Source organism: Kribbella endophytica (genome assembly GCF_054781295.1).
Genome location: NZ_BAAGUR010000005.1, coordinates 1 through 24,943, shown reverse-complemented (window position 1 = coordinate 24,943; position 24,943 = coordinate 1). Strand labels below are relative to the sequence as shown.

The window sequence follows — 24,943 nt, the reverse complement described above, 5'->3', positions numbered from 1 at the left end:
TTCGTGAGCAAGATGTCACCAGGGGTAGAGCCGTTCTGGGCAAGTTCCGCCAGATTTTGTCAGTCCGTTGACGATAAGAGGCAGAGGTTGACATCGTGACCGGATGGTCACCGCCCGTGTCCCCGCCCCTGGTGACGACGGAACCATCGAACAGCAGGATTTCCCGCTGCTGATCGCCGTCGCCGCATCCGTCGAAGAGCGCGTCCGGCTTGCCGAGCTGGTTGACGACGTCGCTCCGCTGCTGCTCGTCTCCAGCCTGGACGAGCTGCGCAAACTGCTCACGCCCGCGCAGGACCCGCCACCGGCTCCGGCCGAGCCCGCCGAACCACCCCGTACGACGGACGCCCGTCGTACCGGGGACTCACTCACGATCGACTCGCGCCGGTCGGTCGCGCAGTGGCGGGGGAGGGAAGCGCCGCTGACCGACCTCGAGCACGACCTGCTCACGAAGCTGATGACCGTGCCGGTCAAGGTGTGGACCTACGAGGAGCTGCACCAGGCGGTCTGGAGGAACCGTCACCTGCGCGGTACGGCGGACGTCCACTCGCTGGTCAAGCGGCTGCGCCGCAAGCTGGACGAGCTCGGTACGACGGTCACGATCGACGCCGTACGAGGTACTGGCTTTCGGTTGGCCGACCACCAGCGTCCGGCGATCACTGGACTCCGAGCGGGATAGGACGTCCGGACTGTAGACGGTGTACGGCGGCCAGTAGCCGAGCAGGAGTAGCGTCCACGCCGTGCGCTTCTCCGCTTTGACCCAGCTGGAATGTCCCAAGTGCGGCCTCCGCCACGACCCGGACCAGGTGATCGGGCTGTGCTCGTGCGGTTCGCCGTTGCTGGTCCGCTACGACCTGGACGAGGTCCGGGCCGGGCTGACCAAGGACGACGTCGCGGCCCGGCCGCCGGACCTGTGGCGGTACCACGAGCTGCTGCCGGTCCGCGACCCGGCGAACATCGTCACGCTGGGGGAGGGGATGACGCCGCTGCTCCGGCTGCCGGCGTACGGCGCTGAGCTCGGCGTCGCGAACCTGCTGATGAAGGACGAGGGCCTGATCCCGACCGGCACCTTCAAGGCCCGCGGCGCGGCCGTCGGGGTGTCCCGGGCCAAGGAGGTCGGCGTCCACAAGATCGCGATGCCGACGAACGGGAACGCCGGGTCCGCGTGGGCGGCGTACGGCGTCCGCGCCGGGATGGAGGCGCTGATCGCGATGCCGGAGGCGGCGCCGGAGATCTGCCGGCGCGAGGTCAGCGTCGTCGGCGCGGAGCTGCAGCTGATCGACGGGCTGATCAGCGACGCGGGCGTGTGGATCCGCGAGCAGCTGGCGATCCGCGAGGGCTACCAGGACGTGTCGACGTTGAAGGAGCCCTACCGCATCGAGGGCAAGAAGACGATGGGGCTGGAGATCGCGGAGCAGCTCGGATGGAAGCTGCCGGACGTGATCCTCTACCCGACCGGTGGTGGCGTCGGGCTGATCGGGATCTGGAAGGCGCTCAACGAGCTGCTCGAGCTCGGCTGGGTCGAGGGCCCGCTGCCGCGACTGGTCGCCGTACAGGCCACCGGGTGTGCGCCGATCGTGCAGGCGTGGGAGCAGGGCAAGCCGGAGAGTGAGCCGTGGCCGGACGCGAAAACCGTTGCCTTCGGCATCACCGTACCGAAGGCCCTCGGAGATTTCCTTGTCCTGCAGGCGATCCGGGAGACCGACGGCTGTGCCGTTGCCGTCGACGACGAGGAGATCCTCACCGCCGTACGCCGCTGCGCCGAGCTGGAAGGCTCCTTCATCTGCCCCGAAGGAGCCGCCAACTTCGCCGCCATCAAGCGGCTACGGGACAGCGGTTGGATCAAGGCCGATGAGACCGTCGTCGCCCTGAACACCGGCACGGGGTTGAAGTATCCCGAGACGGTCGAGCTCTGATCGGTAGCGTCCGAAGAAGTCGCCTGCGTCCGAAGAACCCGAGGCTGTAGCGCTCGGTTCTTCGGACGTTAGGAGCCTCGGGCCCGACCGCGTGGTGCGGCCGGCTCCGGCGGTAGCCGGTACTCCGGCGCCAGCCGGGAACTCTGGCGCTAGCCAGGCACTCGGCGCTCGCCGGCAATCCCGGCGCCAGCCGGATACCCCGGCGCCAGCCGGGCAACTACCGCGCTAAGCGGGGGGTGGGAGGGAGCGGCGCGTAGCTCGGCGACGGAGGAGCCGTGCGTAGCACCGCGTGGGGATTGTCAGGCCTGACCTCGGCGTACGGCGAGGATGTGGCAGGGGTCGCCGTTGGGGTCGAGTTTGACGTAGTTGCTCTGGCCCCAGCGCCAGGTGGCGCCGGTGATCTCGTCGTAGACGGTGAAGGTGTCGTCGGTGCGCATGCCGAGTGCGGCCATGTCGAGGTGGACCATGGTCTCGCGGACCGAGTGCGGGTCGGTGTTCACCACGACGATGACCGTGTCGGTGTGGCCGTCGGGGCCGGTGGTGCGCTTGGAGAAGCAGAGGATCGCTTCGTCCTCGACGTTGTGCAGGCTCAGGTTGCGCAGCTGCTGCAGCGCCGGGTGGCGACGCCGTACGGCGTTGAGCAGCGTCAGGTACGGCGCGAGCGTGCGGCCCTCGGCCTCCGCGGCTGCCCAGTCGCGCGGGCGGAGCTGGAACTTCTCGGTGTCCAGGTACTCCTCGGAGCCCGGCCGCAGCGCGACGTGCTCGAACAGCTCGTACCCGGCGTACACACCCCAGGCGGGCGACGAGGTCGCGGCGATCGCGGCCCGGATCTTGAACGCGCCCGGCCCGCCGTACTGGAGGTAGGCGGTCAGGATGTCGGGGGTGTTGACGAAGAAGTTCGGCCGCAGGAAGTGCCCGGTCTCGGACGACAGCTCGGTCAGGTACTCCTCGAGCTCCCACTTCTCGTTGCGCCAGGTGAAGTACGTGTACGACTGGTGGAAGCCGACCTTGGCCAGCTCGTGCATCATCGGCCGGCGGGTGAACGCCTCGGACAGGAACACCACGTCCGGGTCGGTCTGCCGGACCTCGCCGAGCAGCCACTGCCAGAAGTTGACCGGCTTGGTGTGCGGGTTGTCGACCCGGAACACCGTGACGCCGTGGTCGATCCACAGCTTCACGACCCGCAGCACCTCGGCGTAGATGCCTTCGGGGTCGTTGTCGAAGTTGATCGGGTAGATGTCCTGGTACTTCTTCGGCGGGTTCTCCGCGTAGGCGATCGAGCCGTCGGCGCGGACCGAGAACCACTTCGGGTGCTCCTTGACCCACGGGTGGTCCGGCGAGGCCTGCAGGGCCAGGTCGATCGCGACCTCGAGGCCGAGCTCACGGGCCCGGCCGACGAAGAAGTCGAAGTCCTCGAAGGTGCCGAGCTCGGGGTGGATCGCGTCGTGGCCGCCGTCCTCGGACCCGATCGCCCACGGCGATCCCGGGTCGCCCGGCTTCGGGTCGAGGGTGTTGTTCGGGCCCTTGCGGTACGACGTGCCGATCGGGTGGATCGGCGGGACGTAGAGCACGTCGAAGCCCATCGCGGCGACCGCGTCGAGGCGTTCGGCCGCCGTACGGAAGGTGCCGGACTTCCACTCGCCGGCTTCCTCGTCGTACACGGCGCCCTCGGAGCGCGGGAAGAACTCGTACCAGCTGCCGTACAGCGCGAGCTGCCGGTCGACCCAGACCGGGTAGGTCTCCGAGGAGGTGATCAGCTCGCGGACCGGGTACCGGCCGAGCGCCGAGCGGACCTGCGGGGAGATGCCGGCGGCGAGCCGGGCCTCGGGCGGCAGCGCGCCGTTGGCCAGTGCCTGCGCGGCGTCGCTCAGCGTGCTGCGGTCCAGCCGGACAGCGGGCGGTACGCCGGCAGCCGCGCGGTCGAAGAACGCGGCGCCCTCGGCGAACATCAGGTCGACGTCGATCCCGGCCGGCACCTTGATCTCGGCGTTGTGCCGCCAGGTCCCGTACGGGTCGCTCCAGCCCTCGACCGCGAACGTCCAGGCGCCCTGCTCCTGCAGGGTGACGTCGACGGTCCACCGGTCCGACCCCTGACCGACGGGCGTCATCAGCATCCGCCTGGTCTGGCCCGCCGGGGACGTCAGGACGACGTTCGCGTTCACCGCGTCGTGGCCCTCACGGAACACGGTGGCCGCGATGGTGAACGTCTCGCCCACCGACGACTTGGCCGGATACGCTCCGGCGTCGACGGTCGGGGTGACGTCGGTGATCGGGATGCGCCCAGTCATGGTGGTCGATGAACCTTCGCTTTCCGCGTCGCTGGCACCGGACAGAACAGTGGTGGGTCTGACGTTATCGGTTCCCGAAGCCCTCGTGTGACATGCGGACGGCGTGGTTCGTTCCACAGTGCGGACTCCCGTGCACGAATTCCGTGCGGCGTCCCGCCTGAAGGCTCTGCAAGATCTTGCTCGTGTTGCAAAATCGATGCATACCGAAGGTGCTCCGGCCCGGTCAGGGCGCTACGGTGTCCCGGTGCGAGCGATACGACGATTCTCCGTCCGCCCTGTCCTGCCCGAGCCGCTGACCGGCCTCGGCACCCTGGTGAACAACCTGCGCTGGGCCTGGCACCCCGAGACGCAGGACGTGTTCGAGGCTGTCGACCCGCAGTTGTGGCGCAGCACCGGCGGTGACCCGGTCCGGCTGCTCGGCGAGGTCCCGGCGGCCCGCCTCGAAGAGCTGGCGGGAGACCACGCTTTCCTGCGGCGGCTCGAACTGGCCGTGGCCGACCTGAACGGTTACGTGACCGACGACCGGTGGTTCCAGGCCGACGCCGGTTCGCCGGTCAGCTCGGTGGCCTACTTCTCCCCGGAGTTCGGCATCACCCACGTGCTGCCGCAGTACTCCGGCGGTCTCGGCATCCTGGCCGGCGACCACCTGAAGGCCGCCAGCGACCTCGGCGTACCGCTGATCGGTGTCGGGCTGCTCTACCGCCACGGCTACTTCGGCCAGTCGCTGAACCGCGAAGGCTGGCAGCAGGAGCGCTACCCGCTGGTCGACCCGGACGGGCTGCCGATCAGCCTGCTCCGCGACGGTGACGCACCCGCGACCGTCACCGTGACCCTGCCCGGTGGCCGCGAGCTGCGCGCCCAGATCTGGGTCGCCCAGGTCGGCCGCGTGCCGCTGCTGATGCTCGACTCCGACATGGAGGAGAACGAGCCGGCCGAGCGCGAGGTGACCGACCGCCTGTACGGCGGGACGACCGAGCACCGTCTGCTCCAGGAACTGCTGCTCGGTGTCGGTGGTGTCCGCGCGGTCCGCGCCTTCTGCCGGATCACCGGCCACGCGGCCCCAGAGGCTTTCCACACCAACGAGGGCCACGCCGGGTTCCTCGGCGTCGAGCGGATCCGCGAGCTGGCCACCGACCAGGGCCTCGACTTCGACACCGCGCTCGAGGTCGCCCGCGGCGGCACCGTGTTCACCACCCACACCCCCGTCCCGGCCGGCATCGACCGGTTCCCGGTCGAGCTGATCCAGCAGCACTTCTCGCCGGACGTGTTCGGCGACGGCGTCCCGATCGACCGGATCCTGGCGCTCGGCGCCGAGGACTTCGAGAACGGCGACCCGAGCGTCTTCAACATGGCCATCATGGGCCTTCGCCTCGCTCAGAGGGCGAACGGCGTATCGAAGCTGCACGGCGTCGTCAGCCGCGGGATGTTCGCCGGTCTCTGGCCGAGCTTCGACCCGTCCGACGTGCCGATCAGCTCGATCACCAACGGCGTGCACGCGCCGACGTGGGTGGCCCGCGAGATCTCGGCGCTCACCTACGCGAACGCCGACCAGGGTGACTCCGAGGGCATGTTCGAGGGTCTGGACAAGACCACCGATGCCCAGCTGTGGGAAACCAAGCGGATGCTGCGCCAGCGCTTCATCGACGACACCCGGTCCCGCGTCCGCGCGTCCTGGGTGAACCGGGGTGCCAGCGAGGCCGAGCTCGGCTGGGTCGACTCGATCCTCGACCCGGACGTGCTGACGATGGGCTTCGCCCGCCGCGTTCCGTCGTACAAGCGGCTGACGCTGATGCTGCGCGACCCGGAGCGGCTGAAGGCCCTGCTGCTGCACCCGACCCGGCCGATCCAGATCGTGATCGCCGGCAAGGCGCACCCGGCCGACGAGGGCGGCAAGAAGCTGATCCAGGAGATGGTCCGGTTCGCCGACGACCCCGAGGTCCGGCACCGCATCGTCTTCGTGCCCGACTACGACATCGCGCTCGCGCAGCCGATGTACCCGGGCTGCGACGTCTGGCTGAACAACCCGCTGCGCCCGTACGAGGCCTGCGGCACGTCCGGTATGAAGGCGGCGCTGAACGGCGCGCTCAACCTGTCCATCCGTGACGGCTGGTGGGACGAGTGGTACGACGACGAGTTCGGCTGGGCGATCCCGTCGGCCGAGGGCATCGAGGACACCGACCGCCGCGACGACCTCGAGGCGCACGCGCTGTACGACCTGATCGAGAAGCAGGTCGCGCCGCGGTTCTACGACGGTGAGGTCCCGGGCCGCTGGATCGAGATGCTGCGGCACACGATCAAGGAGCTCGGCCCGAAGGTGCTCGCCACCCGGATGGTCCGCGACTACGTCGAGCGGCTCTACGTACCGGCGGCGCAGTCGTCGCGGCAGCTCAACTCGACGTACGACGGCGCCCGGCAGCTGGCCGCGTGGAAGAAGCAGGTCCGGGCGGCCTGGCCGCAGATCCGCGTCGACCACGTCGAGCTGCAGGGCCTGGGCGACGTCCCGCAACTGGGGACGACGGTCGGGATCCGCGCGTTCGTCACGCTCGGCGAGCTGACCCCGAACGACATCGACGTCGAGGCGCTGCACGGCCGCGTGGACTCCGCCGACGAGATCACCGACGCCGTCCGGGTCTCGCTCTCGCTGGCCGAGACCTACGAGGGCAACCGGCACCGCTTCGAGGGCGAGCTGAAGCTCGACCGCACCGGCCCGTTCGGCTACACGGTGCGCGTCCTGCCGAAGCACCCGATGCTCGCCAGCCCGGCCGAGCTCGGCCTGGCCGCGGGCCCGTCCGACCCGGAGGACCCGGACACCCCGGACCTCCCGGCCGGCTCGGAGTTCTGAGCCAACCGACACAGAAGCGCCGGGCACCTAGCAGGGTGCCCGGCGCTTTTCGGTCGGTACAGCTCGGTTCGTACGGCTAGTTCACCTTCTGCCGCGTGGTGAGGTCGAGCTTGTACGGCGGGATGCCGGTCGGGGTGTGGACCATGATCTGCCTGCCGGGGTGGAGATCCGGGTCCGCGCGGTACCAGTCACGGAGTTTGTTGCTGGTGGCATCGTCTCCGGCGTCGGCGGCGATCAGCAGCGCGGCGAGCTCGTCGGTGGGGGTGAGGTCCATCTCCAGGTCGTCGGCCATCGCGCCCCAGCCGTCCCACAGCAACAGCTCGTCGCCCTGAAGGTGGGCGACCTGGAGGAACACGTAGTCGCGGATGAACCAGCCACCGCGGATCGGCAGCGTCGGGTCCACCCCGCAGGTCTCGCCGTCGATCTCGCCGGCGCGGAACCCGCGCCACGTCTCGGCCGCCGACCGGAATCGCCCGGCCGGGACGTCCTGAACGTCGAAGCCCCAGTGCTCGCCCGGCTCGAGCTGCGCGTCGACCTGCACCCAGCGGTCACCGTTCCAGTACTCCGCGATCACGTGGTCGGCGTTCCACCCGGGCTGGAAGTACGTCGCGAAGCCGATCCGGCTCCGGGCGGGGGTCCCCTGGTGGCGCAGGGCGGAGACGAGCAGCAGCGCGTAGTCCCGGCAGCAGCCGGCCACGCGGTCCTCGGGCGCCCGCGGTGCCGTCAGCGGCGTGCCGTTGCGCCGCTGGTCGGCCGCCAGGATCTCCTCGACCCAGCGGTTGTTCACCTCTTCGAGGTGCTCACCGGTGAACTCGATCCCGCCACCGCGGTAGTGGATCAGCAGGTTCTGGACCGCCGCGGCCAGACCGGGGATGTCGGTCGGCAGCGTGTCCAGGAGTCCGGCGTACCGGCCGGGATCGCTGTACGGCGTCTGGGCAACGTAGTCCTTCATGAGACAGGTCCTTTGATCGGTTGGGCGATGTCGACCGCCGGGTCGGAGCTGGTCAGCTCACGGAAGCCGGGGTGGTAGGTCTCGCGGCTCGGTCCGGTGGTCGGGTGTCCCGACGTCCGGACCCAGTCCTCGAGCAGGTCGTAGGCGAGCATGATGCGCGGGTACACGCACTCGTCGCGGCTGATCGTGCAGTACGCCTCGGTGTGGGCCGGCTCGATCCGGATCCCGATCGGCCCGGCCGGGTCGACCGTCCCGCCGAACGGGACGCAGATCTCGACCGTCGCCTCGCTCTCCGGCGTGACCGCGCCGTGGTAGATCACCCACGACCCACCGGGCAGCGACGCCCCGGCCGCGGTCAGGTGCGCGCGGATCTCCAGCGTCGAGGCAACGATCACGCCCATCAGCGACTGCTGGTCGACGTCGACCCGGATCGACGCGAGCTTGGTCTCCGGTACGTCGCGCAGCAGCACCGGCCGCGGACTCAGGCCCGGTGACCCGGCCCGCAGCAACCGGTCGCGCAGGTACTCGACTGTCGCCTGCCGGGCCTCGTTGGTCGCCTGCTGCGCGGCCCACCAGCGGTCCAGCCGGATCAGCGCCTCCTCGTCGGTGCCCGCTAGCACCTCGGAGATCGTGGCCAGCGGCATCTCGACCTGGCGGAGCACGCTGATCCGCCGGGCGCGTTCGAGCTGCTCCTCGTCGTACTGGCGGTAGCCGCTGGCCGGATCGACCGCGGCGGGGGTGAGCAGGCCGGACACGTCGTACAGCCGCAGGGCCTTGTGGGAGAGTCCGGCCCGCCGTCCGAACTCGCTGATCGTCAGCATGGCTGTACTCAACACCTTGCCCCTGGGGCAGAGTAAATACCTGGCCAGATGCGCGTGCCCGGTCGATCATGGGGTGATGTCCGTCGAGCCGGTCTGGTCAGGACTCGTCGAGATCGCCTGCGACGAGTCCGGCTTCTCGGGGAGCAACCTGCTCGACCCGGACACGCGGGTGTTCACCCACGCGAGCCTGCAGCTCGGACCGGGGGAGGCCCGCCGGGCGGTCGAGGAGCTCAGGGACCGGTCGCGGTACGTCGCAGGTGAGTACAAGTCAGCCAGGCTGTTCAAGCAGCGGCCGGCGTTGACCTGGCTGCTCGGGCCGGAGGGCCCGCTGCTCGGCCGGGCCGCCGTACAGCTGACGGACAAGTACTTCCTGCTCGCCGGTCGGCTCACCGCACTCTTCGCCGGCGGACTCGACTACCGCACCGGGACCAGCCTGGACACCGACGAGCCTGCTCGGCGTACGGCGCTCGCCCTGCACCAGCACGGCTACGGCGAGATCTGGTGGACCCTGCTGCAGAGCTTCATCGACCTGCTCCGCTCCAAGAACCGGACCATGTACGACGAACGCAGGGCCGCGTTCCTGGCAGTCGCGGCCGACTTCGACCCGGGTGAGGTCGACTTCACCATCACCCGCCCACCCCTGGACGCCTTGCGGGACAGGCTGTTCGACGACCGCACGCTGCTGCCCCCGCTCGAGGTGCTGATCCCCGCACTGGTCGAGACCACCCTGCACTGGTACGCCGACGGCAACGCGGTCGCGATGGTCCACGACGAGCAGAGCGCGCTGACCGTCCACCGGATCGCCCAGGTCAATCTACTGATGGACGACTCCCCGCTGGAGCTACGGCAGACCGACTCACGCACCGACCCTCGCGTCCAGCTGGCAGACCTCCTGGCCGGCTCAGCCCGGCAGATCGCCACCGCGGAGCTCAACGGCCAGGGCGATCCCGCTCTGACCGCGCTGCTCGCCCCCTACCTGACCCCACACCCCATCTGGGCGGACGAGGCGAGCTGGGCTCGGTTAACAGGGGCCGGGCGCCCCGGCAACGCTTCGCTCGCCGGAGATCCCGCGCTGTAGGTGGACGGCGGGCAGTGCAGCCCGTAGGGCATCGGCGTGCTGGCGGTAGCCGAAGTTGTTGGGGTGGAAGTTGTCCGGAGCCAGCAGGCCACGCCACGGCGGCCGGGCGTACCGGGAGACCTCCGCGACCGGCAGACCGCGCTCAGACGCGGCAGAGCCGATCAGCTGGTTGACGCTGGTCACGTACGGGCTGATGGCGCCGCCGACGCGCCAGAAGCGGTCCGGCACGGTCAGGTCCATCACCACCGAGGAGGAGGGCAGCCGGTCGATCACCTGACGCAGGTGGTCGCGGAAACGCTTCGGCGGCGTACCGAGTACGTCGTTGGTGCCGATGCCGCAGGTGACGAGTGCGGGCTGCAGCCCGTCCATCAGCGGCAGTTGGTCGTTCAGCACGTGCTTGGTCTGGGCTCCGGAGCGGGAGAGGTTCAGCACCCGCCACGGCGTACCGGTGGAGCGCAGCGCCCGCAGCACCTGCCCGACGTACCCGTGCAGCGGCGAGGAGGCGCCGAGGCCCTGGGCGGTCGAGTCGCCGAGCACCACCCACAGCGGCCCGTCGGCGGCCAGCGCCTGCTCGTTCTGCCGGTTCCAGAAGTCGGCGTACGTGCGCGCCTGCACGTCGACATACGCCACTCCGTCGCACCAGCGCCGGAACGCCATCCGGGAGCTGGACCGCTCTGCCTCGCCCCACCGGGTGACCGCGTGGTGCAGTGCGCCGATGGGCGTGGTTCGCTCGCGGGCCTCTCGACGCAGCAAAAACATTGGTCCCCCCTCAGGTGAACAGCAGGTGACCAGTGAAGATACTTGCCGAAGGTGAACAACCTTCAGAGCGCGCGGAGCAGCACCACGCACCGCGGCGCGAGCGGCACCCGCGCCCCCGCCTCGACCTCCGTGACGCCCGACCCCGAAGTGTCGAGAACCACCTCGTACCCCGGCGCCCACGACGCGTCCGGTACGACGACCTCGCGCTCCTCGGCGGTCGCGTTCAGCACCAGCAGGAACGAGTTGTCGGTCAAGATGTTGCCCTCGGCATCGGTTCCGCGCAGCGCGTCGCCGGCCAGGAACATGCCGATCGTGCGTAGATTCCCGTCATGCCAGTCGTTCTCGGTCATCTCGCCGCCGTGCGGAGCGATCCAGGACAGGTCCTTGCGCCCGCCCGAGACGACCGGCTGACCGGAGAAGTAGTGCCACTGGCGCAGCGCGGGGTGCGCCGCCCGCAGCGCGAGCAGCTGCTTGGTCAGCCCGAGATGCTCCGACCAGGCCTCCGGCAGCGTCCAGTCGAACCAGGAGATCTCGCTGTCCTGGCAGTAGGCGTTGTTGTTCCCGTACTGGGTCCGGCCGCACTCGTCCCCGGCCGTGATCATCGGTACGCCGGTGGACAGCACCAGCGTCGTCATCAGGTTCGCCATCTGCCGCTTCCGCAGCGCGACCACACCTGCGTCGTCGGTCTCGCCCTCGACGCCGCAGTTCCAGGACCGGTTGTCGTCGGTGCCGTCGCGGTTGTCCTCGTGGTTCGCCTCGTTGTGCTTGTGGTCGTAGGAGACCAGGTCGCGCAGGGTGAACCCGTCGTGCGCGGTGACGAAGTTGATCGAGGCGTACGGGTAGCGCCCGTCGTCGCCGTACAGGTCGCTGGACCCGGACAGCCGGTACGCCAGGTCCTGCACGCCGTACGACGAAGTGCGCCACACGTCGCGGACGGAGTCGCGGAACTTGCCGTTCCACTCCGACCACGGCGTCCCGAAGTTGCCGACCTGGTAGCCGAACGGGCCGACGTCCCACGGCTCGGAGATCAGCTTGACCCGGCCGAGCACCGGGTCCGCGGCCACCTCGGCCAGGAACGGGTGGTCGACCGTGTCGACCTCGTGACGCTCGTTGCGGATCAGCGTCACGGCCAGGTCGAAGCGGAACCCGTCGACGCCCATCTCCTCGACCCAGTAGCGCAGCGAGTCCATCACCAGCCGGCGGACCTGCGGGTGCGAGGTGTCGACCGAGTTGCCGGTGCCGGTCACGTCGTACGTGACGCCGCCGTGGGTGAGCCGGTAGTAGGCGCGGTTGTCGATCCCGCGGAAGCTCAGCGTCGGCCCGTCGAAGCCGCCCTCGGCGGTGTGGTTGTAGACCACGTCGAGGATGACCTCGATGCCGGCCGCATGGAACGCCGCGACCATCGCCTTGAACTCGGCCACCTGCTCACCGGCCGAGCCGGCCGACGAGAACGGGCCGTGCGGGGCGAAGTAGTTCAGCGAGTTGTAGCCCCAGTAGTTCGGCAGGCCACGCGCGGCGATCGCCGGCTCGGTGAGGAAGTGGTGGATCGGCAGCAGCTCGACCGAGGTGATGCCGAGCTCGGTCAGATAGTTGATCACGGACGGGTGCGCCAGACCGGCGTACGTCCCCCGCTGGTGCTCCGGTACGTCGGGGTGCAGCTTGGTGAAGCCCTTGGTGTGCAGCTCGTAGATGACCGTCTCGCTCCACGGGACCGGGCGGCTGATCGGCGGCGGCGGCTCGCCGTCCGCGACCACCACGCCGACCGGGACGTGCCCGGCCGAGTCGCCGTCGGAGGAGTCGTAGATCAGCGGGCTGGCGAAGTCGAGCGAACCGTCGACGGCCCGGGCGTACGGGTCGAGCAGCAGCTTGGACGGGTGGAAGCGCAGGCCGTGCGAGGGGTCGAACGGGCCGTGCACGCGGTACCCGTAGCGCTGGCCGTGACCGACGCCGGCGACGAAACCGGTCCAGTACTCACCGGTGTGGGCCAGGTCGAGGTTGCGCTGGGCACCGTCCGGGCCGAGCAGTGCGAGCTCGACCCGCTCGGCGGCGGGCGCCCAGAGCGTGAAGGTGGTGCCGTCGGCATGCACCTGCGCGCCGAGCCGGACGTCCGGTTCGGGGGCAGGGCCGAGCGCGTTCGGGGCGGCGGTGGCTTCGGTCACCGGCACATTCTGCCCATGACGTGTCAAACCACCGCACAACGGGCAGGAGTTGTTTGTCGCGAAGTTGCTCTTGTTCGTGGAAGGGTGGTTGCGAGCAGACACGCGCAATGATAGAAACGCAGAAACCGTTACTAAGTTACCTGATGGACCGTGCCGCAGGTAATAGGTTGCCTCTCGAGCCCTGAGCCGAGGAGAAAAAACAGATGCGAATCCCCTCCCTGCTGGCCGGCGTCGTCCTGGCCGCTACCGCACTCACCGCCTGTGGCGGCAACTCCGGCAACGACGCCGGTGACGCCAAGGTTCCCGACGACCCTGCCCAGGTGAAGGGTGACCTCACCTACGCGATCTGGGACGTCAACCAGCAGCCCGCGATGCAGGAGCTGGTCAAGGCGTTCAACGTCAAGTACCCGAACGTCAAGGTGTCGATCTCGCTGGCCACCTTCGACCAGTACTTCACCAAGCTGAAGACCCAGGGCTCGTCGGACAACCTGCCCGACGTGTTCTGGATGAACGGCCCGAACCTGCAGCTGTTCGCGGCCAACAAGCAGCTGGCCACGCTGGACGGCCTGATCGAGGGCAAGCAGGTCGACCCGGCCAACTACCCGAAGGCCCTGGACGACCTGTACTCCTGGGACGGCAAGCAGTACGGCGTCCCGAAGGACTTCGACACGATCGCGTTCTGGTACAACAAGAAGCTCTTCGCCGAGGCCAAGGTCGCCGAGCCGACCGCGGACTGGACCTGGGACGACTACAAGGCCGCCGCCGCGAAGCTGAAGGCCGCGCTCGGCCCGAAGGGCATCTGGGCCAGCGGTGACGAACTGGGCAACCAGGGCAACTACTACCCGGCGATCATGAGCAACGGCGGGTACGTCGTCAAGGACGGCAAGTCCGGGTACGGCGACCCGAAGTCGATCGAGGGCCTGCAGTTCTGGTCCGACATGGTCAAGGCCGGCTACACCCCGACCGCCGCGCAGAACGCCGAGACGCCTGGCCGCGAGCGGTTCTTCAGCGGCAAGGCCGCGATGATGTGGAACGGCAACTGGCTGGTCTCGATGGCGCTGAAGTCGCCGGTGAAGAACGACCTGGCCATCCTGCCGTTGCCGAAGGCCCCGAACGGTGAGCGCAAGACGCCGATCCACGGGCTGGCCAACGTGATGAGCGCCAAGACCAAGAACCCGCAGGCCGCCGCCGCGTTCCTGGCCTTCCTGGGCGGCAAGGACGCCGCGCTGATCCAGGCCAAGGCCGGCGCCGCCAACCCGGCGTTCAACGGCACGCAGGGCGACTTCGTGAGCTCCGCGCCGTACGCGCTGAAGACGTTCATCGACGCGGCCGCGCAGTACTCCGAGCCGTACCCGGTGAGCAAGGACACCTCGGTGTGGAACAAGCTCGAGACCGACCAGATCGCTCCCGCGTTCGGCGGTGACAAGCCGATGTCCGAGGTCGGGCCGGACGTCGCGGCCAAGATGGACGAGGCGCTGGGCAAGGAGAAGTGAAGGCACGGCGGGCCGACGGCGGGTGGCCCTGGCTGTTCGTCCTGCCGACCTTCCTCGGTGTCGGGGTCTTCTACCTCTGGCCGTTGGTGAAGACCCTGTACGACAGCTTCACCGAGACGGGACCGTTCGGCGGCAGCGCCTGGGTCGGCGGCGCCAACTACAGCACGCTGGTCGCCGACGCCGAGGTCTACCGGGCCGTCGTCAACACGGTCGTCTACACGGCGATCGTGCTGCTCGGCATCCCGCTGGCCGTGCTGTTCGCGAGCTTGCTGAACCGGCCCGGGCTGCGCGGCGCGATGGTCTACCGGACGCTGTTCTTCCTGCCGTACGTCGCACTGCCGACCGCGATCTCACTGGTCTGGCGGATCATCTACAACGGCGAGTACGGCGTACTGAACCAGGCCCTGAAGGTGATCGGTATCGACGGTCCTTCGTGGATCACCGAGCCGTGGTTCGCGCTGATCGCCGTCGCGCTGCTCGGGTTGTGGATGTCGATCGGCTTCAACATGATCGTGCTGTCGGCCGGGCTGAAAGGCATCCCGGGCGAGCTGTACGAGGCGGCGTCGCTGGACGGCGCCTCCCGGGTGCAGCAGTTCCGCACGATCACCGTGCCGCTGCTGACCCCGTCGATCTTCTTCCTGTCCGTTGTCACCACGATCGCCGGGTTCCAGCTGTTCGACCAGCTGTTCGCGCTGCTCGGGCCGACCAACCCGGTGATGCCGAAGACGCAGTCGCTGGTCTTCCTGTTCTACGACGCGGCCTTCGTCGGCAACGACCGCGGGTACGCCGCGGCGGTCGCCGTGCTGATCCTGGCCGTGGTCGGGTTGCTGACGCTGTTCCAGTTCCGTTTCCAGCGCAGGTGGGTGAGTTATGACTAGCCGGAACTCACAGAGACTCGGCAGCAACCGGGTCGCGCACGTCGTGCTGATCCTCGGCAGCCTGGTGATGATGTTCCCGTTCCTGTGGCAGCTGAAGATGGCGTTCTCCAGCCAGGCCGAGATCCAGTCGGTGCCGCCGGACGTGTTCCCGTCGAAGCTGGAGTGGAGCAACTTCTCCGAGGTGTTCCAGCGGCTGCCGTTCCTGGACCAGTTCTGGGTCTCGGTGGCGGTCACCGCCGGCCGGACGATCGGTCAGCTGGTGCTCTGCTCGATGGCCGGCTACGCCTTCGCCCGGATGTCGTTCCGGTTCAAGGGGCTGATGCTGGCGCTGATCCTGTCCATCCTGATGGTGCCCAGCCAGGTGTACCTGATCCCGCAGTACCAGATCATCCAGTCGCTGGGCTGGCTGGACTCGATCCAGGGGATCATTGCCCCCGGCATCTTCAGTGCGTTCGGCACCTTCCTGATGATGCAGTTCTTCCGGACCATCCCGGCCGAGCTGGAAGAGGCGGCCCGCCTCGACGGCTGCAACCCGTGGCAGACGTTCTGGAAGGTCGTCCTGCCGGTGGCCCGGCCCGGACTGATCTCGCTGGCGATCATCACCGTGCTCGCCTCGTGGGCGGACCTGCTCTGGCCGCTGGTGATCGCGTCCAGCCCCGAGAAGATGCCGCTGTCGGTCGGCCTGGCCACGCTGGCCGGCTACCAGGGCACGATCTCGCCCGGCGTGCTGATGGCGGCCGCGCTGATGGCGATGGCCCCCGTCCTGATCCTCTTCGTCGTACTGCAGCGTCGCGTCGTCGAAGGTATTGCCTTTTCTGGACTCAAGTAGTTAAGGACTCCCCTCACATGACAGACCTCAAAGGCCTGACGGTCGGGCTGGTGGGCGCGGGCAACATCGCGCACGTCCACGTCGCGGCCTGGAAGGCGCTCGGCGCGCGGGTGCTCGTGCATTCCGTCGACGGCGCCGACGAGCTGGCGGCACAGTATGGGCTCGAGGTCGCGAGCTCGCTCGACGAGCTGCTGGCCGCTGTCGAGTTCGTCGACATCGTCACCCCGTCGGCGACCCACCACGACGTCACGCTGGCCGCGATCAAGGCCGGCCGCGACGTCATCTGCGAGAAGCCGCTGACGCTGACCGCCGCGGCGTCGCACGAGCTGTCCACGGCCGCGGCCGCCGCCGGGGTCAAGCTCTACCCGGCGCACGTGGTGCGCTTCTTCCCGGCGTACAAGGCCGCGTACGACGCGGTGCGCAAGGGCCGGATCGGTCAGGTCGCGGTCGCGCGGTTCTCGCGGCAGGCCAGCTCACCGGCCGGCAAGGGCTGGTACCGCGACGTCGCCCGCTCGGGCGGCGTGATCATGGACCTGATGGTGCACGACCTCGACCAGGCCCGCTGGCTGTGCGGCGAGGTCGAGAGCGTGTACGCCGTGCAGAGCCCGCCGTCGGTGGACGGGATCTCCCCGGTCAACGTCGCGGCGCACGTGACGCTGACCCACGAAGGCGGCGCGATCAGTCATCTCCGCGCGACCTGGGGAGCGACCGGTACGCCGTTCAAGACCACCTTCGCGATCGCCGGCTCGAACGGCCAGCTGCACTTCTCGTCGGCCGGGGACACCGGGTACGCCGAGGAGCTGCAGGACGGCGGCTCCGGCGGCGACCTGCTGATCCCCTCGAACACGCTCGGCGAGAGCCCGTACCTGACCCAGCTGCGGGAGTTCGCACTCGCACTGCGCAGTGGGGACGAGCCGCGGGTCGACGCGGCCGACGGCGCTGCGGCGGTCTACCTGGCCGAGGCTGCCCGAGCCTCGATGGAGACCGGGCGCACGATCGACATGAAGAGCTTCGACCCGGCGGGAGTGGCCCGATGAGCCTCAAGGTTGCGATCGCTTCGTTCGCGCACACGCACGCCTCGTCGTACTGCTCCTTGCTGGCCGGCCTGCCGGACGTCGAGGTGCTGTCGTCCGACCCGGACGGCGCTGCCGCTCCGGACGCCGGTCCGCGCGGTGCGGCCTTCGCGGCCGACCACGGCATCGCGTACGTCGACTCGTACGACGAGCTGTTCGCCTGGGGCCCGGACGCGGTCGTGGTGACGAGCGAGAACGCGCTGCACCGGCCGCTGGTCGAGCGGGCCGCCGCAGTCGGCGCGCACGTGCTCTGCGAGAAGCCGCTGGCCACCGAGGTCGCCGACGGCGAGGCCATGCTGGCCGCGTGCGCGGCGGCCGGGACGATCCTGATGGTTGCCTACCCGGTGCGCTTCGCGCCGTCGTACGGGCGGTTGAAGGCGTCGGTGGAGGCGGGCCGGCTCGGCGACGTGTTCGCGGTGCTGGGGACCAACAACGGGAAGATCCCGTACGACCAGCGGCAGTGGTTCACCGACGCGAAGCTGGCCGGTGGGGGAGCGCTGGTCGACCACACCGTCCACTGCGCCGACCTGATCGACGGTCTGACCGGTGGGGTCGAGGCCGCTCGGGTGCACGCGGCCGCGAACCACGTGCTGCACCAGGACAAGGACGTGGCCGTCGAGACCGGCGGTCTGGTCACCATCACCTACGCCAACGGGCTGCTGGCCACCATCGACTGCTCCTGGAGCATGCCGGACAACGGACCGACCTGGGGCGGCGTGACGCTGCAGGTGACCGGAACCAACGGCTCGGTGGAGATCGCACCGTTCCAGGAACACGTCGGCGGCACCGACGCCTCCGGCGAGGTCTACCTGGGCATCGGCGGCAACCTGGACGGCGCGATGGTCGGGGAGTTCCTCTCCGCGGTCAGGGCCTCCGGTCCGGCCGTCGCCGGGCAGCAGCCGGCCGTCGTACCGCAGCCGGACGGCGCCGTCGGACTCCGCACCCTCCGAATCGTCGACGCGGCCCGCCGCTCGGTCGCAGCAGGCCAGCCCGTCGACCTCTGACCACCTCGGGGCGGAGGTGGACGCGGGGTGGGAGCACTGCTCCCACCCCGCTCAACTGCGGGCTCCTGAGGTGATACCACCGGTCGTCCGGTACGGTGCCGTGGATGTGACCCGCGGGTAGTACCACGACTGGAGGAGCGAGGCGATGGGCGAGTTCGTCAACCTGACGGTGGCCGACGGGGTCGGCACGATCCGGCTGGACCGGCCGAAGATGAACGCGCTGAACGTCCAGGTCCAGGACGAGATCCGCGCCGCCGCCGAGGAGGCCTCGGCCTCTGACGACGTGCGCGCGGTGGTGGTCTACGGCGGCGAGAAGGTGTTCGCGGCCGGCGCGGACATCAAGGAGATGGCGGACATGTCGTACGCCGACATGGTCCGTCGCTCCGGCCCGCTGCAGGCGTCGCTGTCCGCGGTCGCGGCCATCCCGAAGCCGACCGTGGCGGCGATCACCGGCTACGCGCTCGGTGGCGGCTGCGAGCTCGCGCTGTGCACCGACTACCGGATCGCGGCCGACGACGCCAAGCTCGGCCAGCCGGAGATCCTGCTCGGCATCATCCCGGGCGCCGGCGGCACCCAGCGGCTGTCCCGGCTGATCGGCCCGTCGAAGGCCAAGGACCTGATCTACACCGGCCGCTTCGTCTCCGCCGAGGAGTCGCTGCTGATCGGGCTCGTCGACAAGGTCGTTCCTGCCGCTGACGTCTATTCTTCGGCCGTCGCTTGGGCCTCGCAGTTCTCTGCGGGGGCCGCTCTGGCGCTGCGCGCCGCCAAGGAGTCGATCGACGCCGGTCTCGGCGTCGACCTGCACACCGGGCTGGAGATCGAGCGGCAGCAGTTCGCCGGGCTGTTCGCCACCGAGGACCGCGCGATCGGGATGAAGTCCTTCGTCGAGAACGGCCCTGGTAAGGCCGAGTTCAAGGGAATCTGAGATGACCACCTCTGCCGAGAAGCCCGCCGCGACTGCCGAAGAGGTCGAGGCGGCCTGGAACGACAACAAGCTGGCCCAGGTGCTCTACCACGACTGGGAAGCCTCGACGTACGACGAGAAGTGGTCGATCTCGTACGACGAGCGCTGCGTCACCTACGCCCGCGACCGGTTCACCGCGATCGCCGGCGACGACGGCTGGCCGTACGGCAAGTCGCTCGAGATCGGCGCCGGGACCGGCTTCTTCACGCTCAACCTGAAGCTGGCCGGCGTACTGGCCGAAGCGCACGTGACCGACCTGTCCCCGGGAATGGTCGAGGCCGCGCAGAAGAACGCGGCCACGCTCGGCTTCGCGGTCGAGGGCAAGGTCGCCGACGCCGAGAAGCTGCCGTACGACGACAACACGTTCGATCTGGTGATCGGCCACGCGGTGATCCACCACATCCCCGACGTTGAACTGGCGTTCCGCGAGATGCTGCGCGTGCTCAAGCCCGGCGGCCGCTTCGTCATCTGCGGCGAGCCGACCCGGTACGGCGACTTCGTGGCGCGGCGGCTGTCGCGGTTCACCTGGTGGGCGACCACGAACCTGACCAAGATCCCGGCGCTGGGCGACTGGCGCCGGCCGCAGGCCGAGCTGGACGAGTCGTCCCGCGCGGCGGCGCTGGAGGCCGTGGTCGACCTGCACACGTTCGACCCCGACACGCTGGCGCGGATGGCCTCGCGGGCGGGTGCGGTCGAGGTGAAGACGGTGACCGAGGAGCTGCTGGCGGCGTGGGTCGGCTGGCCGATCCGGACGTTCGAGGCCGCCGTACCGGAGCAGAAGCTCGGGTTCGGCTGGCGGATGTTCGCGTACAAGTCGTGGCTGCAGCTGTCGAAGGTCGACAAGGTGCTCGCGCAGGTCGTGCCGGACGAGTTGTACTACAACGTGTCCATCACCGGCGTCGCGGAGTAGATACTGGCCTGATGCGGTTGCTGTCGCTGGAGAACGTGCGCTGGGTGGTTCGCCACCGGGCGTGGACGCCGTACTACCTGAAGCGCTACTGGCGGTTCGCGTGGTTCAAGCTGCGCCATCCGCAGGTGATCACCGAGGGATTCGTCTTCCTCGGCAAGAAGCTGGAGATCGTCGCCCGGCCCGGGCACGGCCGGATCGTGCTCGGCAAGTGGGTGCACCTGGGCGACGAGACCCGGCTGCGCGCGCACGAGGGCACGCTGCGGATCGGCGACAAGGTGGTATTTGCCCGGGACGTGACCGTGAACTGCTACTTGGATGTGGAGATCGGCGCGTCCACGCTCGTTGCCGACTGGACCTACATCTGCGACTTCGACCACAAGACCGACGACCTCGACCTGCCGATCAAGGACCAGGGTCTGGTGAAGTCGCCGGTCCGGATCGGCCCGGACTGCTGGCTGGCCACGAAGGTGACCGTCACCCGCGGCACCGACATCGGCCGCGGCGCGGTGATCGGCGCGAACAGTGTTGCCCGCGGCAACATTCCGGCGTACGCCGTGGCGGTGGGGATCCCGGCGGTCGTCGTACGGGATCGGGTGACGCGGTACGCCGACGGCGCCGAACGGCGCGAGTACCTGGCCGGCCTGGCGCGCGAGAACGAGCAGACGGCGGCCCGTCTGCGGGCCGGTCTGGAGCCGACGGGTGGGGCTGAAGTGACCAGTGGTGCGGAGATCTGGCCACGGCGCGGCGTGGCGGGTGGTGTGGGCGGCACCCCGGTGGGTAACCGTACTTCTACGACTGGTGACGCGCCGTCGAGCGCCGAGGGGTTCTCAAGTTACTCACCAGTCGGGCAGTATGTCCCGGAAGTCGTCGGAGAGGAGTCCCCGCGTGGTTGACCAGACAGGCGCCGCACGCCTGTCCGCCCTGGGCTCCGCCGTACCGGCCGTCGAGGACGCGGCCGGGCGTTCGCCGCTCGACCAGGCGGCGGCCGACGACTCGATCACGCAGGCACGGTACCGGGCGGTCGATCCGGTACCGATCGTGACGGAAGGTCCCGGCGTCGCTACGTTGGACAGTGTGGACAACCGCCCGCTGGGTGTCCGGCGACGGTTGTCGCCGCGCCCGGTCCCGGGCAACCGGCGCAGGAAGACGCCGGCGCAGGTGGCGGACGAGGAACCGACCCCGGCTGAGGAGATGGACGACGTGGGTACTCACGACGACAAGGCGGCCAAGGCCACCGATGCCGAGCAGGAGGTGAAACCGGCCGACGGCAGCGGTGCGACCGCGACCAAGACCAAGCCGCAGACCGCGGCCGAGATCGTCGCCGCGCAGAAGGCGCGCGAGGCGGAGGCGGCGAAGTCCGGTGCCTCGGGCACGCAGGACGGCGACACCGCGGTGACCAAGCCGGTCACCCGGCAGCCGGCCGCAACGGGTGCCTCGGGCAACAAACCTGGTGAGAACCCGTTGACCGCGGCGCGGACCGCGCGCGAGAAGACCCCGGCTACGGGCTCCGGTTCCGGGAAGGGCCGCGCCGCGATGTCGACGGTCGGCTCCGGCGTGAAGCGGGCGCGGAACCTGGTGGCCTCGCTCGTCTGGCTGATCGCCGTACTGGCGGCCGCCGTACTGGCACTGGGTGCGCTGTTCACCGCGCTCGACCAGGCCAACCAGAGCAACGAGATCGTGCGGTGGGTGCTGGAACGCGGGCACGACCTGGTCGGCCCGTTCAAGGACCTGTTCCGGCTGGAGACCGCGAAGAACACCCTGCTGGTGAACTGGGGGATCGCGGCGCTGGTCTACCTGATCGTCGGCAAGATCATCGAACGCTTCGTCCGCCCCTGAGCTGAGTCGAAAGCCGCGGACGTTCTGCGGCAGCGCACCACACACCAGCACCTTTCAAGTACCGACGCCCGATCGATAGCCGGTACTTGAAAGGTTGCTGGTGCGCTTTTGTTTTACGGCAGCGGCAAGAAGGCAAGTGCTCACTCCGTGTGAATGCCCGGTCTCCGCGCGACGACCACCAGGTCCAGGCACTCGTCGAGCCCGTCGCTCCGCAGCTCGAAGTCCTCGTGACGCGTCCCGGTCACCAGCGTCACCAGATCCTCGGCCCACTTCGCGTGCTCGACCTCGAGCTGCCGCTCCACGCAGTCCCCGTGCCGCGCTTCCCACTCCCGCAGCCGCGGACCGTGGTGCAGTCCGAGCACCTGCGTGACCTCGAGCTCGGCCTCGACGAGTTCGACCAGCTCGCCCGCTGTCAGCTCCTTGGTGTGGTACCAGTTGCCCGGCGGAAAGGTCAGCCGGTTCGGCGTCGTCAGGATGAGAGTGCCGCTGGGGGAGAGGATCCGCGCGCACTCCGCGACGAACCGCGGCTGCTCCCAGAGGTGCTCGATCGTCTGCAGGCTGGTGATCAGGTCGAAGGCGTCGTCTGCGAACCCGGTCTGGACAAGGTTGCCCTGCACCAGATTGAGCTGTGGATAAGCCTTCGCGGCATGGCGAAGCGTCGTACCTTCATAGTCGAGACCGAACACCTGCCGTGCGCCACCGGTGCGCAGCAGCTCCGCGCCGTACCCCTCGCCGCAGCCCGCGTCGAGGACACGGCCGTCCGGTCCGGCACTGTCCACGATCCAGCGGTAGGCGGCCTCGTGGCGCGCGAACCAGTAGTTCTCGTGCCAGATCCCCGGGGCGGTCCGCTCGCCGGTAAGAGGTAACGTCTCGGTCACCCGGTCAGCGTAACTGTGATGGGACTCGCACACGTCATATGTTTCTCGTGAGTAACATCCGTGGCAGGCTGGGAGAGACCGTTAACCAGAAGGGGTCCCACACGCTATGAAGATCGTCGTCTGCGCGAAGTTCGTGCCGGATGCCACGGCGGATCGCCGCTTCCGCTCCGAGGACAACACGGTGGACCGCGCCGGTGTCGACGGGCTGCTGTCCGAGCTGGACGAGTACGCCGTCGAGACCGCGCTCACTGTCAAGGAGAACGGCGACGCCGAGGTGACCGTGCTCACCGTCGGTCCCGAGCAGGCCGCCGACGCCGTGAAGAAGGGCCTGCAGATGGGCGCCGACGCCGGCGTCCACGTGATCGACGACGCGATCCACGGCTCCGACGCCGTGGCGACCTCGCTGATCCTGGCCAAGGCGCTGGGCAAGCTCGAGGCCGACCTGGTCGTGTTCGGGATGGGCTCCACCGACGGTGGCATGGGTGTCGTCCCGGCGATGGTGGCCGAGCGGCTCGGCCTGCCCGCCGTCACGCTGGGCTCGGAGGTGACCGTCGACGGCACCACGGTGAAGATCCGCCGTGACGGTGACACCGCCAGCGACACCGTCGAGGGCACGCTGCCGCTCGTGCTGAGCGTGAGCGACCAGGCCAACGAGCCGCGGTACCCGTCGTTCAAGGGGATCATGGCCGCGAAGAAGAAGCCGGTCGAGACCTGGTCGCTGGCCGACCTGGAGCTGTCCGGCGAGCAGGTGGGCCAGGCCGGCGCCTGGACCGAGGTCACCGAGGTGACCGCCCGTCCGGCGCGCACCGCCGGCACGATCGTCGCCGACGAGGACGGCAGCGGCGCTGCCCAGCTCGTCGAGTTCCTGTCCACCAACAAGTTCCTCTGAGGAGCGACCCGAATATGTCGAACGTTCTCGTTCTCGTCGACCACACCGGCGGCACGGTCCGCAAGACCACCGCGGAGCTCCTCACGATCGCCCGTCGCCTCGGCGAGCCGGTCGCGGTCTACATCGGCGAGGGTGTCCAGGACGCGTTGCCGGCCCTGGGCCAGTACGGCGCCACCAAGGTGATCGCGCTGACCAACCCGGAGCTGTCGCAGTACCTGGTGGCTCCGAAGGCCGAGGCGCTGCAGCAGGTCGCGGCCAAGCTCGACCCGGCCGCGATCCTGATCTCGTCCAGTGCCGAGGGCAAGGAGATCGCCGCCCGGCTGGCGGTCAAGCTGGAGTCCGGCCTGATCACCGACGCGGTGGATGTGCAGGAGGGCCCGGTGACCACGCAGTCGGTGTTCGCGGGCAACTACACCGTCCAGGCCAAGGTCACCCACGGCACGCCGATCATCACGGTCAAGCCGAACGCGGCCACCCCCGAGGCGTCCGAGACGTCGCCGGAGGTGGAGGAGTTCGACGTGACGATCTCCGACGCCGCGAAGACCGCTCGCATCACCGACTCGAAGCCCCGGGCGGCAACCGGTCGTCCCGAGCTCACGGAGGCCGCGATCATCGTCTCCGGTGGCCGGGGGACCGGTGGTGACTTCGGTCCCGTCGAAGCCTTCGCCGACTCCCTGGGCGCAGCTGTAGGCGCTTCCAGGGCCGCTGTGGACTCCGGCTGGTACCCGCACGCCTACCAGGTGGGCCAGACGGGTAAGACCGTCTCTCCCCAGCTGTACGTGGCCGCAGGCATCTCCGGAGCCATCCAGCACCGGGCCGGCATGCAGACCTCGAAGACCATCGTCGCCATCAACAAGGACGAGGAAGCTCCGATCTTCGAGCTGGTCGACTTCGGCGTCGTGGGGGACCTCCACAAGGTCCTGCCGACCGCCACCGAAGAGGTCACCAAGCGCAAGTCCTGAGCTGGTCGGGGCTCGTCGGTACCCGCTGCCGGCGGGCCCCAACCCTCGATTTGCATCTTCACCCCGAATGTCAGTAATGTTCTTCTTGTTGGAGCGAGTGCGGGACGCGAAAGCGGCCGGTCGCTACAGCAAAATCCCTGAAGGTTCTTCGGACCGAATCACGCCTCTAGCGGGCTTCGGTCGCTGAGTCGCGCGGGGATGCTGGATCGGAAAGGGCCGATTTGACCGGGCCTGGACGAAACAGTAAGGTTTGTCGAGTTGCCCCGGAGTCCTGGCCGAAAGGTCACTGACGCGGTGTGCGCCCGATTCTTGAGAACTCAACAGCGTGCCGAAAGTCAATGCCGAAATTTAGCATTAACCCCCATTCACGGCCATCTTTGGTGGTTCGTGATTGGATTCCTTTGTAATTTTTCTG

21 protein-coding genes and 1 pseudogene are annotated in these 24,943 nt (G+C 69.0%); 16 read left to right on the top strand and 6 right to left on the bottom strand.

The window, feature by feature from the left end; all coding sequences use genetic code 11:
- Window positions 1-103 precede the first annotated feature (103 nt).
- Window positions 104-676, top strand: coding sequence for a winged helix-turn-helix domain-containing protein (locus ACYVIO_RS36195; RefSeq protein ID WP_460655492.1), 573 nt, complete (start codon window positions 104-106; stop codon window positions 674-676).
- Between the two features lie 61 nt (window positions 677-737).
- On the top strand, window positions 738-1,913 hold the full coding sequence (locus ACYVIO_RS36190) for a threonine synthase (RefSeq protein ID WP_460655491.1): 1,176 nt from the start codon (window positions 738-740) through the stop codon (window positions 1,911-1,913).
- Between the two features lie 299 nt (window positions 1,914-2,212).
- Here the strand turns inward: ACYVIO_RS36190 and ACYVIO_RS36185 are convergent, their stop codons facing one another.
- Window positions 2,213-4,201, bottom strand: coding sequence for an alpha-1,4-glucan--maltose-1-phosphate maltosyltransferase (locus ACYVIO_RS36185; protein WP_460655490.1), 1,989 nt, complete (start codon window positions 4,199-4,201; stop codon window positions 2,213-2,215).
- Between the two features lie 244 nt (window positions 4,202-4,445).
- Between ACYVIO_RS36185 and glgP the strand changes: the two genes are divergently transcribed.
- Window positions 4,446-7,043, top strand: coding sequence for an alpha-glucan family phosphorylase (glgP, locus tag ACYVIO_RS36180; protein ID WP_460655489.1), 2,598 nt, complete (start codon window positions 4,446-4,448; stop codon window positions 7,041-7,043).
- Between the two features lie 76 nt (window positions 7,044-7,119).
- On the opposite strand, the gene ACYVIO_RS36175 is transcribed toward glgP, so the two are convergent.
- A complete protein-coding gene (locus ACYVIO_RS36175; RefSeq protein ID WP_460655488.1) occupies window positions 7,120-7,995 on the bottom strand; it encodes a transglutaminase-like domain-containing protein in 876 nt (291 codons plus the stop codon).
- Window positions 7,992-8,816: a MerR family transcriptional regulator gene (locus tag ACYVIO_RS36170; RefSeq protein ID WP_460655487.1), complete on the bottom strand. Its 825-nt coding sequence runs from the start codon at window positions 8,814-8,816 to the stop codon at window positions 7,992-7,994. The genes ACYVIO_RS36175 and ACYVIO_RS36170 overlap by 4 nt, the downstream gene beginning before the upstream one ends.
- 76 nt (window positions 8,817-8,892) lie before the next feature.
- On the opposite strand from ACYVIO_RS36170, the gene ACYVIO_RS36165 reads away from it, so the two are divergent.
- Window positions 8,893-9,894, top strand: coding sequence for a hypothetical protein (locus ACYVIO_RS36165; protein ID WP_460655486.1), 1,002 nt, complete (start codon window positions 8,893-8,895; stop codon window positions 9,892-9,894).
- Here the strand turns inward: ACYVIO_RS36165 and ACYVIO_RS36160 are convergent.
- Window positions 9,838-10,653, bottom strand: a complete 816-nt coding sequence (locus ACYVIO_RS36160; RefSeq protein WP_460655485.1) for an SGNH/GDSL hydrolase family protein — start codon at window positions 10,651-10,653, stop codon at window positions 9,838-9,840. The two genes, ACYVIO_RS36165 and ACYVIO_RS36160, sit on opposite strands and share 57 nt — an antisense overlap.
- Window positions 10,654-10,715: 62 nt before the next feature.
- A complete protein-coding gene (glgX, locus tag ACYVIO_RS36155; RefSeq protein WP_460655484.1) occupies window positions 10,716-12,812 on the bottom strand; it encodes a glycogen debranching protein GlgX in 2,097 nt (698 codons plus the stop codon).
- A 203-nt stretch (window positions 12,813-13,015) separates the two neighbouring features.
- Here glgX and ACYVIO_RS36150 point away from each other — a divergent pair, with 203 nt between their 5' ends.
- The 10 genes and pseudogenes from ACYVIO_RS36150 (at window position 13,016) to ACYVIO_RS36105 (ending at window position 21,799) form a co-directional block, all read left to right on the top strand.
- The gene (locus ACYVIO_RS36150; protein ID WP_460655483.1) at window positions 13,016-14,305 is read left to right on the top strand and encodes an ABC transporter substrate-binding protein; all 1,290 of its coding nucleotides are present in this window, start codon (window positions 13,016-13,018) and stop codon (window positions 14,303-14,305) included.
- Window positions 14,302-15,183, top strand: a complete 882-nt coding sequence (locus ACYVIO_RS36145; protein ID WP_460655482.1) for a carbohydrate ABC transporter permease — start codon at window positions 14,302-14,304, stop codon at window positions 15,181-15,183. The genes ACYVIO_RS36150 and ACYVIO_RS36145 overlap by 4 nt, the downstream gene beginning before the upstream one ends.
- On the top strand, window positions 15,176-16,012 hold the full coding sequence (locus ACYVIO_RS36140; RefSeq protein WP_460655481.1) for a carbohydrate ABC transporter permease: 837 nt from the start codon (window positions 15,176-15,178) through the stop codon (window positions 16,010-16,012). The genes ACYVIO_RS36145 and ACYVIO_RS36140 overlap by 8 nt, the downstream gene beginning before the upstream one ends.
- 11 nt (window positions 16,013-16,023) lie before the next feature.
- Window positions 16,024-16,371 (top strand): annotated as a pseudogene (locus ACYVIO_RS36135) (Gfo/Idh/MocA family protein); the annotation flags it as partial.
- Between the two features lie 15 nt (window positions 16,372-16,386).
- Window positions 16,387-17,049, top strand: coding sequence for a Gfo/Idh/MocA family protein (locus ACYVIO_RS36130; protein ID WP_460655834.1), 663 nt, complete (start codon window positions 16,387-16,389; stop codon window positions 17,047-17,049).
- Entirely contained in the window at window positions 17,046-18,089 is a 1,044-nt protein-coding gene (locus ACYVIO_RS36125; RefSeq protein WP_460655480.1) for a Gfo/Idh/MocA family protein, read from the top strand. Before ACYVIO_RS36130 ends, ACYVIO_RS36125 begins: the two co-directional genes overlap by 4 nt.
- 145 nt (window positions 18,090-18,234) lie before the next feature.
- Window positions 18,235-19,014 carry an enoyl-CoA hydratase/isomerase family protein gene (locus ACYVIO_RS36120; RefSeq protein WP_460655479.1) on the top strand — a complete coding sequence of 260 codons (780 nt, stop codon included), beginning with the start codon at window positions 18,235-18,237 and terminating at the stop codon, window positions 19,012-19,014.
- A 1-nt stretch (window position 19,015) separates the two neighbouring features.
- Window positions 19,016-19,963 (top strand): class I SAM-dependent methyltransferase, encoded by a 948-nt coding sequence (locus ACYVIO_RS36115; RefSeq protein ID WP_460655478.1) that lies wholly within the window; start codon window positions 19,016-19,018, stop codon window positions 19,961-19,963.
- A gap of 11 nt (window positions 19,964-19,974) precedes the next feature.
- Complete coding sequence (locus ACYVIO_RS36110; protein WP_460655477.1) at window positions 19,975-20,856, top strand: acyltransferase; 882 nt, start codon at window positions 19,975-19,977, stop codon at window positions 20,854-20,856.
- Window positions 20,849-21,799 (top strand): hypothetical protein, encoded by a 951-nt coding sequence (locus ACYVIO_RS36105; protein ID WP_460655476.1) that lies wholly within the window; start codon window positions 20,849-20,851, stop codon window positions 21,797-21,799. Before ACYVIO_RS36110 ends, ACYVIO_RS36105 begins: the two co-directional genes overlap by 8 nt.
- Window positions 21,800-21,939: 140 nt before the next feature.
- On the opposite strand, the gene ACYVIO_RS36100 is transcribed toward ACYVIO_RS36105, so the two are convergent.
- Complete coding sequence (locus ACYVIO_RS36100; protein WP_460655475.1) at window positions 21,940-22,677, bottom strand: class I SAM-dependent methyltransferase; 738 nt, start codon at window positions 22,675-22,677, stop codon at window positions 21,940-21,942.
- Between the two features lie 106 nt (window positions 22,678-22,783).
- Here ACYVIO_RS36100 and ACYVIO_RS36095 point away from each other — a divergent pair, with 106 nt between their 5' ends.
- Together ACYVIO_RS36095 and ACYVIO_RS36090 are read left to right on the top strand one after the other, a co-directional pair.
- Window positions 22,784-23,566 (top strand): electron transfer flavoprotein subunit beta/FixA family protein, encoded by a 783-nt coding sequence (locus tag ACYVIO_RS36095; protein ID WP_344178784.1) that lies wholly within the window; start codon window positions 22,784-22,786, stop codon window positions 23,564-23,566.
- A gap of 14 nt (window positions 23,567-23,580) precedes the next feature.
- Window positions 23,581-24,528 carry an electron transfer flavoprotein subunit alpha/FixB family protein gene (locus ACYVIO_RS36090; protein WP_460655474.1) on the top strand — a complete coding sequence of 316 codons (948 nt, stop codon included), beginning with the start codon at window positions 23,581-23,583 and terminating at the stop codon, window positions 24,526-24,528.
- The last annotated feature ends 415 nt before the right edge of the window (window positions 24,529-24,943 follow it).

Bases quoted from the DNA above. Each gene is read 5' to 3' on its own strand.
- ACYVIO_RS36160 (WP_460655485.1), bottom strand. From the start codon at position 10,653: ATGTTTTTGCTGCGTCGAGAGGCCCGCGAGCGAACCACGCCCATCGGC.
- ACYVIO_RS36170 (WP_460655487.1), bottom strand. From the start codon at position 8,816: ATGCTGACGATCAGCGAGTTCGGACGGCGGGCCGGACTCTCCCACAAG.
- ACYVIO_RS36120 (WP_460655479.1), top strand. From the start codon at position 18,235: ATGGGCGAGTTCGTCAACCTGACGGTGGCCGACGGGGTCGGCACGATC.
- ACYVIO_RS36140 (WP_460655481.1), top strand. From the start codon at position 15,176: ATGACTAGCCGGAACTCACAGAGACTCGGCAGCAACCGGGTCGCGCAC.
- ACYVIO_RS36185 (WP_460655490.1), bottom strand. From the start codon at position 4,201: ATGACTGGGCGCATCCCGATCACCGACGTCACCCCGACCGTCGACGCC.
- ACYVIO_RS36195 (WP_460655492.1), top strand. From the start codon at position 104: ATGGTCACCGCCCGTGTCCCCGCCCCTGGTGACGACGGAACCATCGAA.
- ACYVIO_RS36095 (WP_344178784.1), top strand. From the start codon at position 22,784: ATGAAGATCGTCGTCTGCGCGAAGTTCGTGCCGGATGCCACGGCGGAT.
- ACYVIO_RS36150 (WP_460655483.1), top strand. From the start codon at position 13,016: ATGCGAATCCCCTCCCTGCTGGCCGGCGTCGTCCTGGCCGCTACCGCA.
- ACYVIO_RS36115 (WP_460655478.1), top strand. From the start codon at position 19,016: ATGACCACCTCTGCCGAGAAGCCCGCCGCGACTGCCGAAGAGGTCGAG.
- ACYVIO_RS36090 (WP_460655474.1), top strand. From the start codon at position 23,581: ATGTCGAACGTTCTCGTTCTCGTCGACCACACCGGCGGCACGGTCCGC.
- ACYVIO_RS36165 (WP_460655486.1), top strand. From the start codon at position 8,893: ATGTCCGTCGAGCCGGTCTGGTCAGGACTCGTCGAGATCGCCTGCGAC.
- ACYVIO_RS36125 (WP_460655480.1), top strand. From the start codon at position 17,046: ATGAGCCTCAAGGTTGCGATCGCTTCGTTCGCGCACACGCACGCCTCG.
- ACYVIO_RS36110 (WP_460655477.1), top strand. From the start codon at position 19,975: ATGCGGTTGCTGTCGCTGGAGAACGTGCGCTGGGTGGTTCGCCACCGG.
- ACYVIO_RS36175 (WP_460655488.1), bottom strand. From the start codon at position 7,995: ATGAAGGACTACGTTGCCCAGACGCCGTACAGCGATCCCGGCCGGTAC.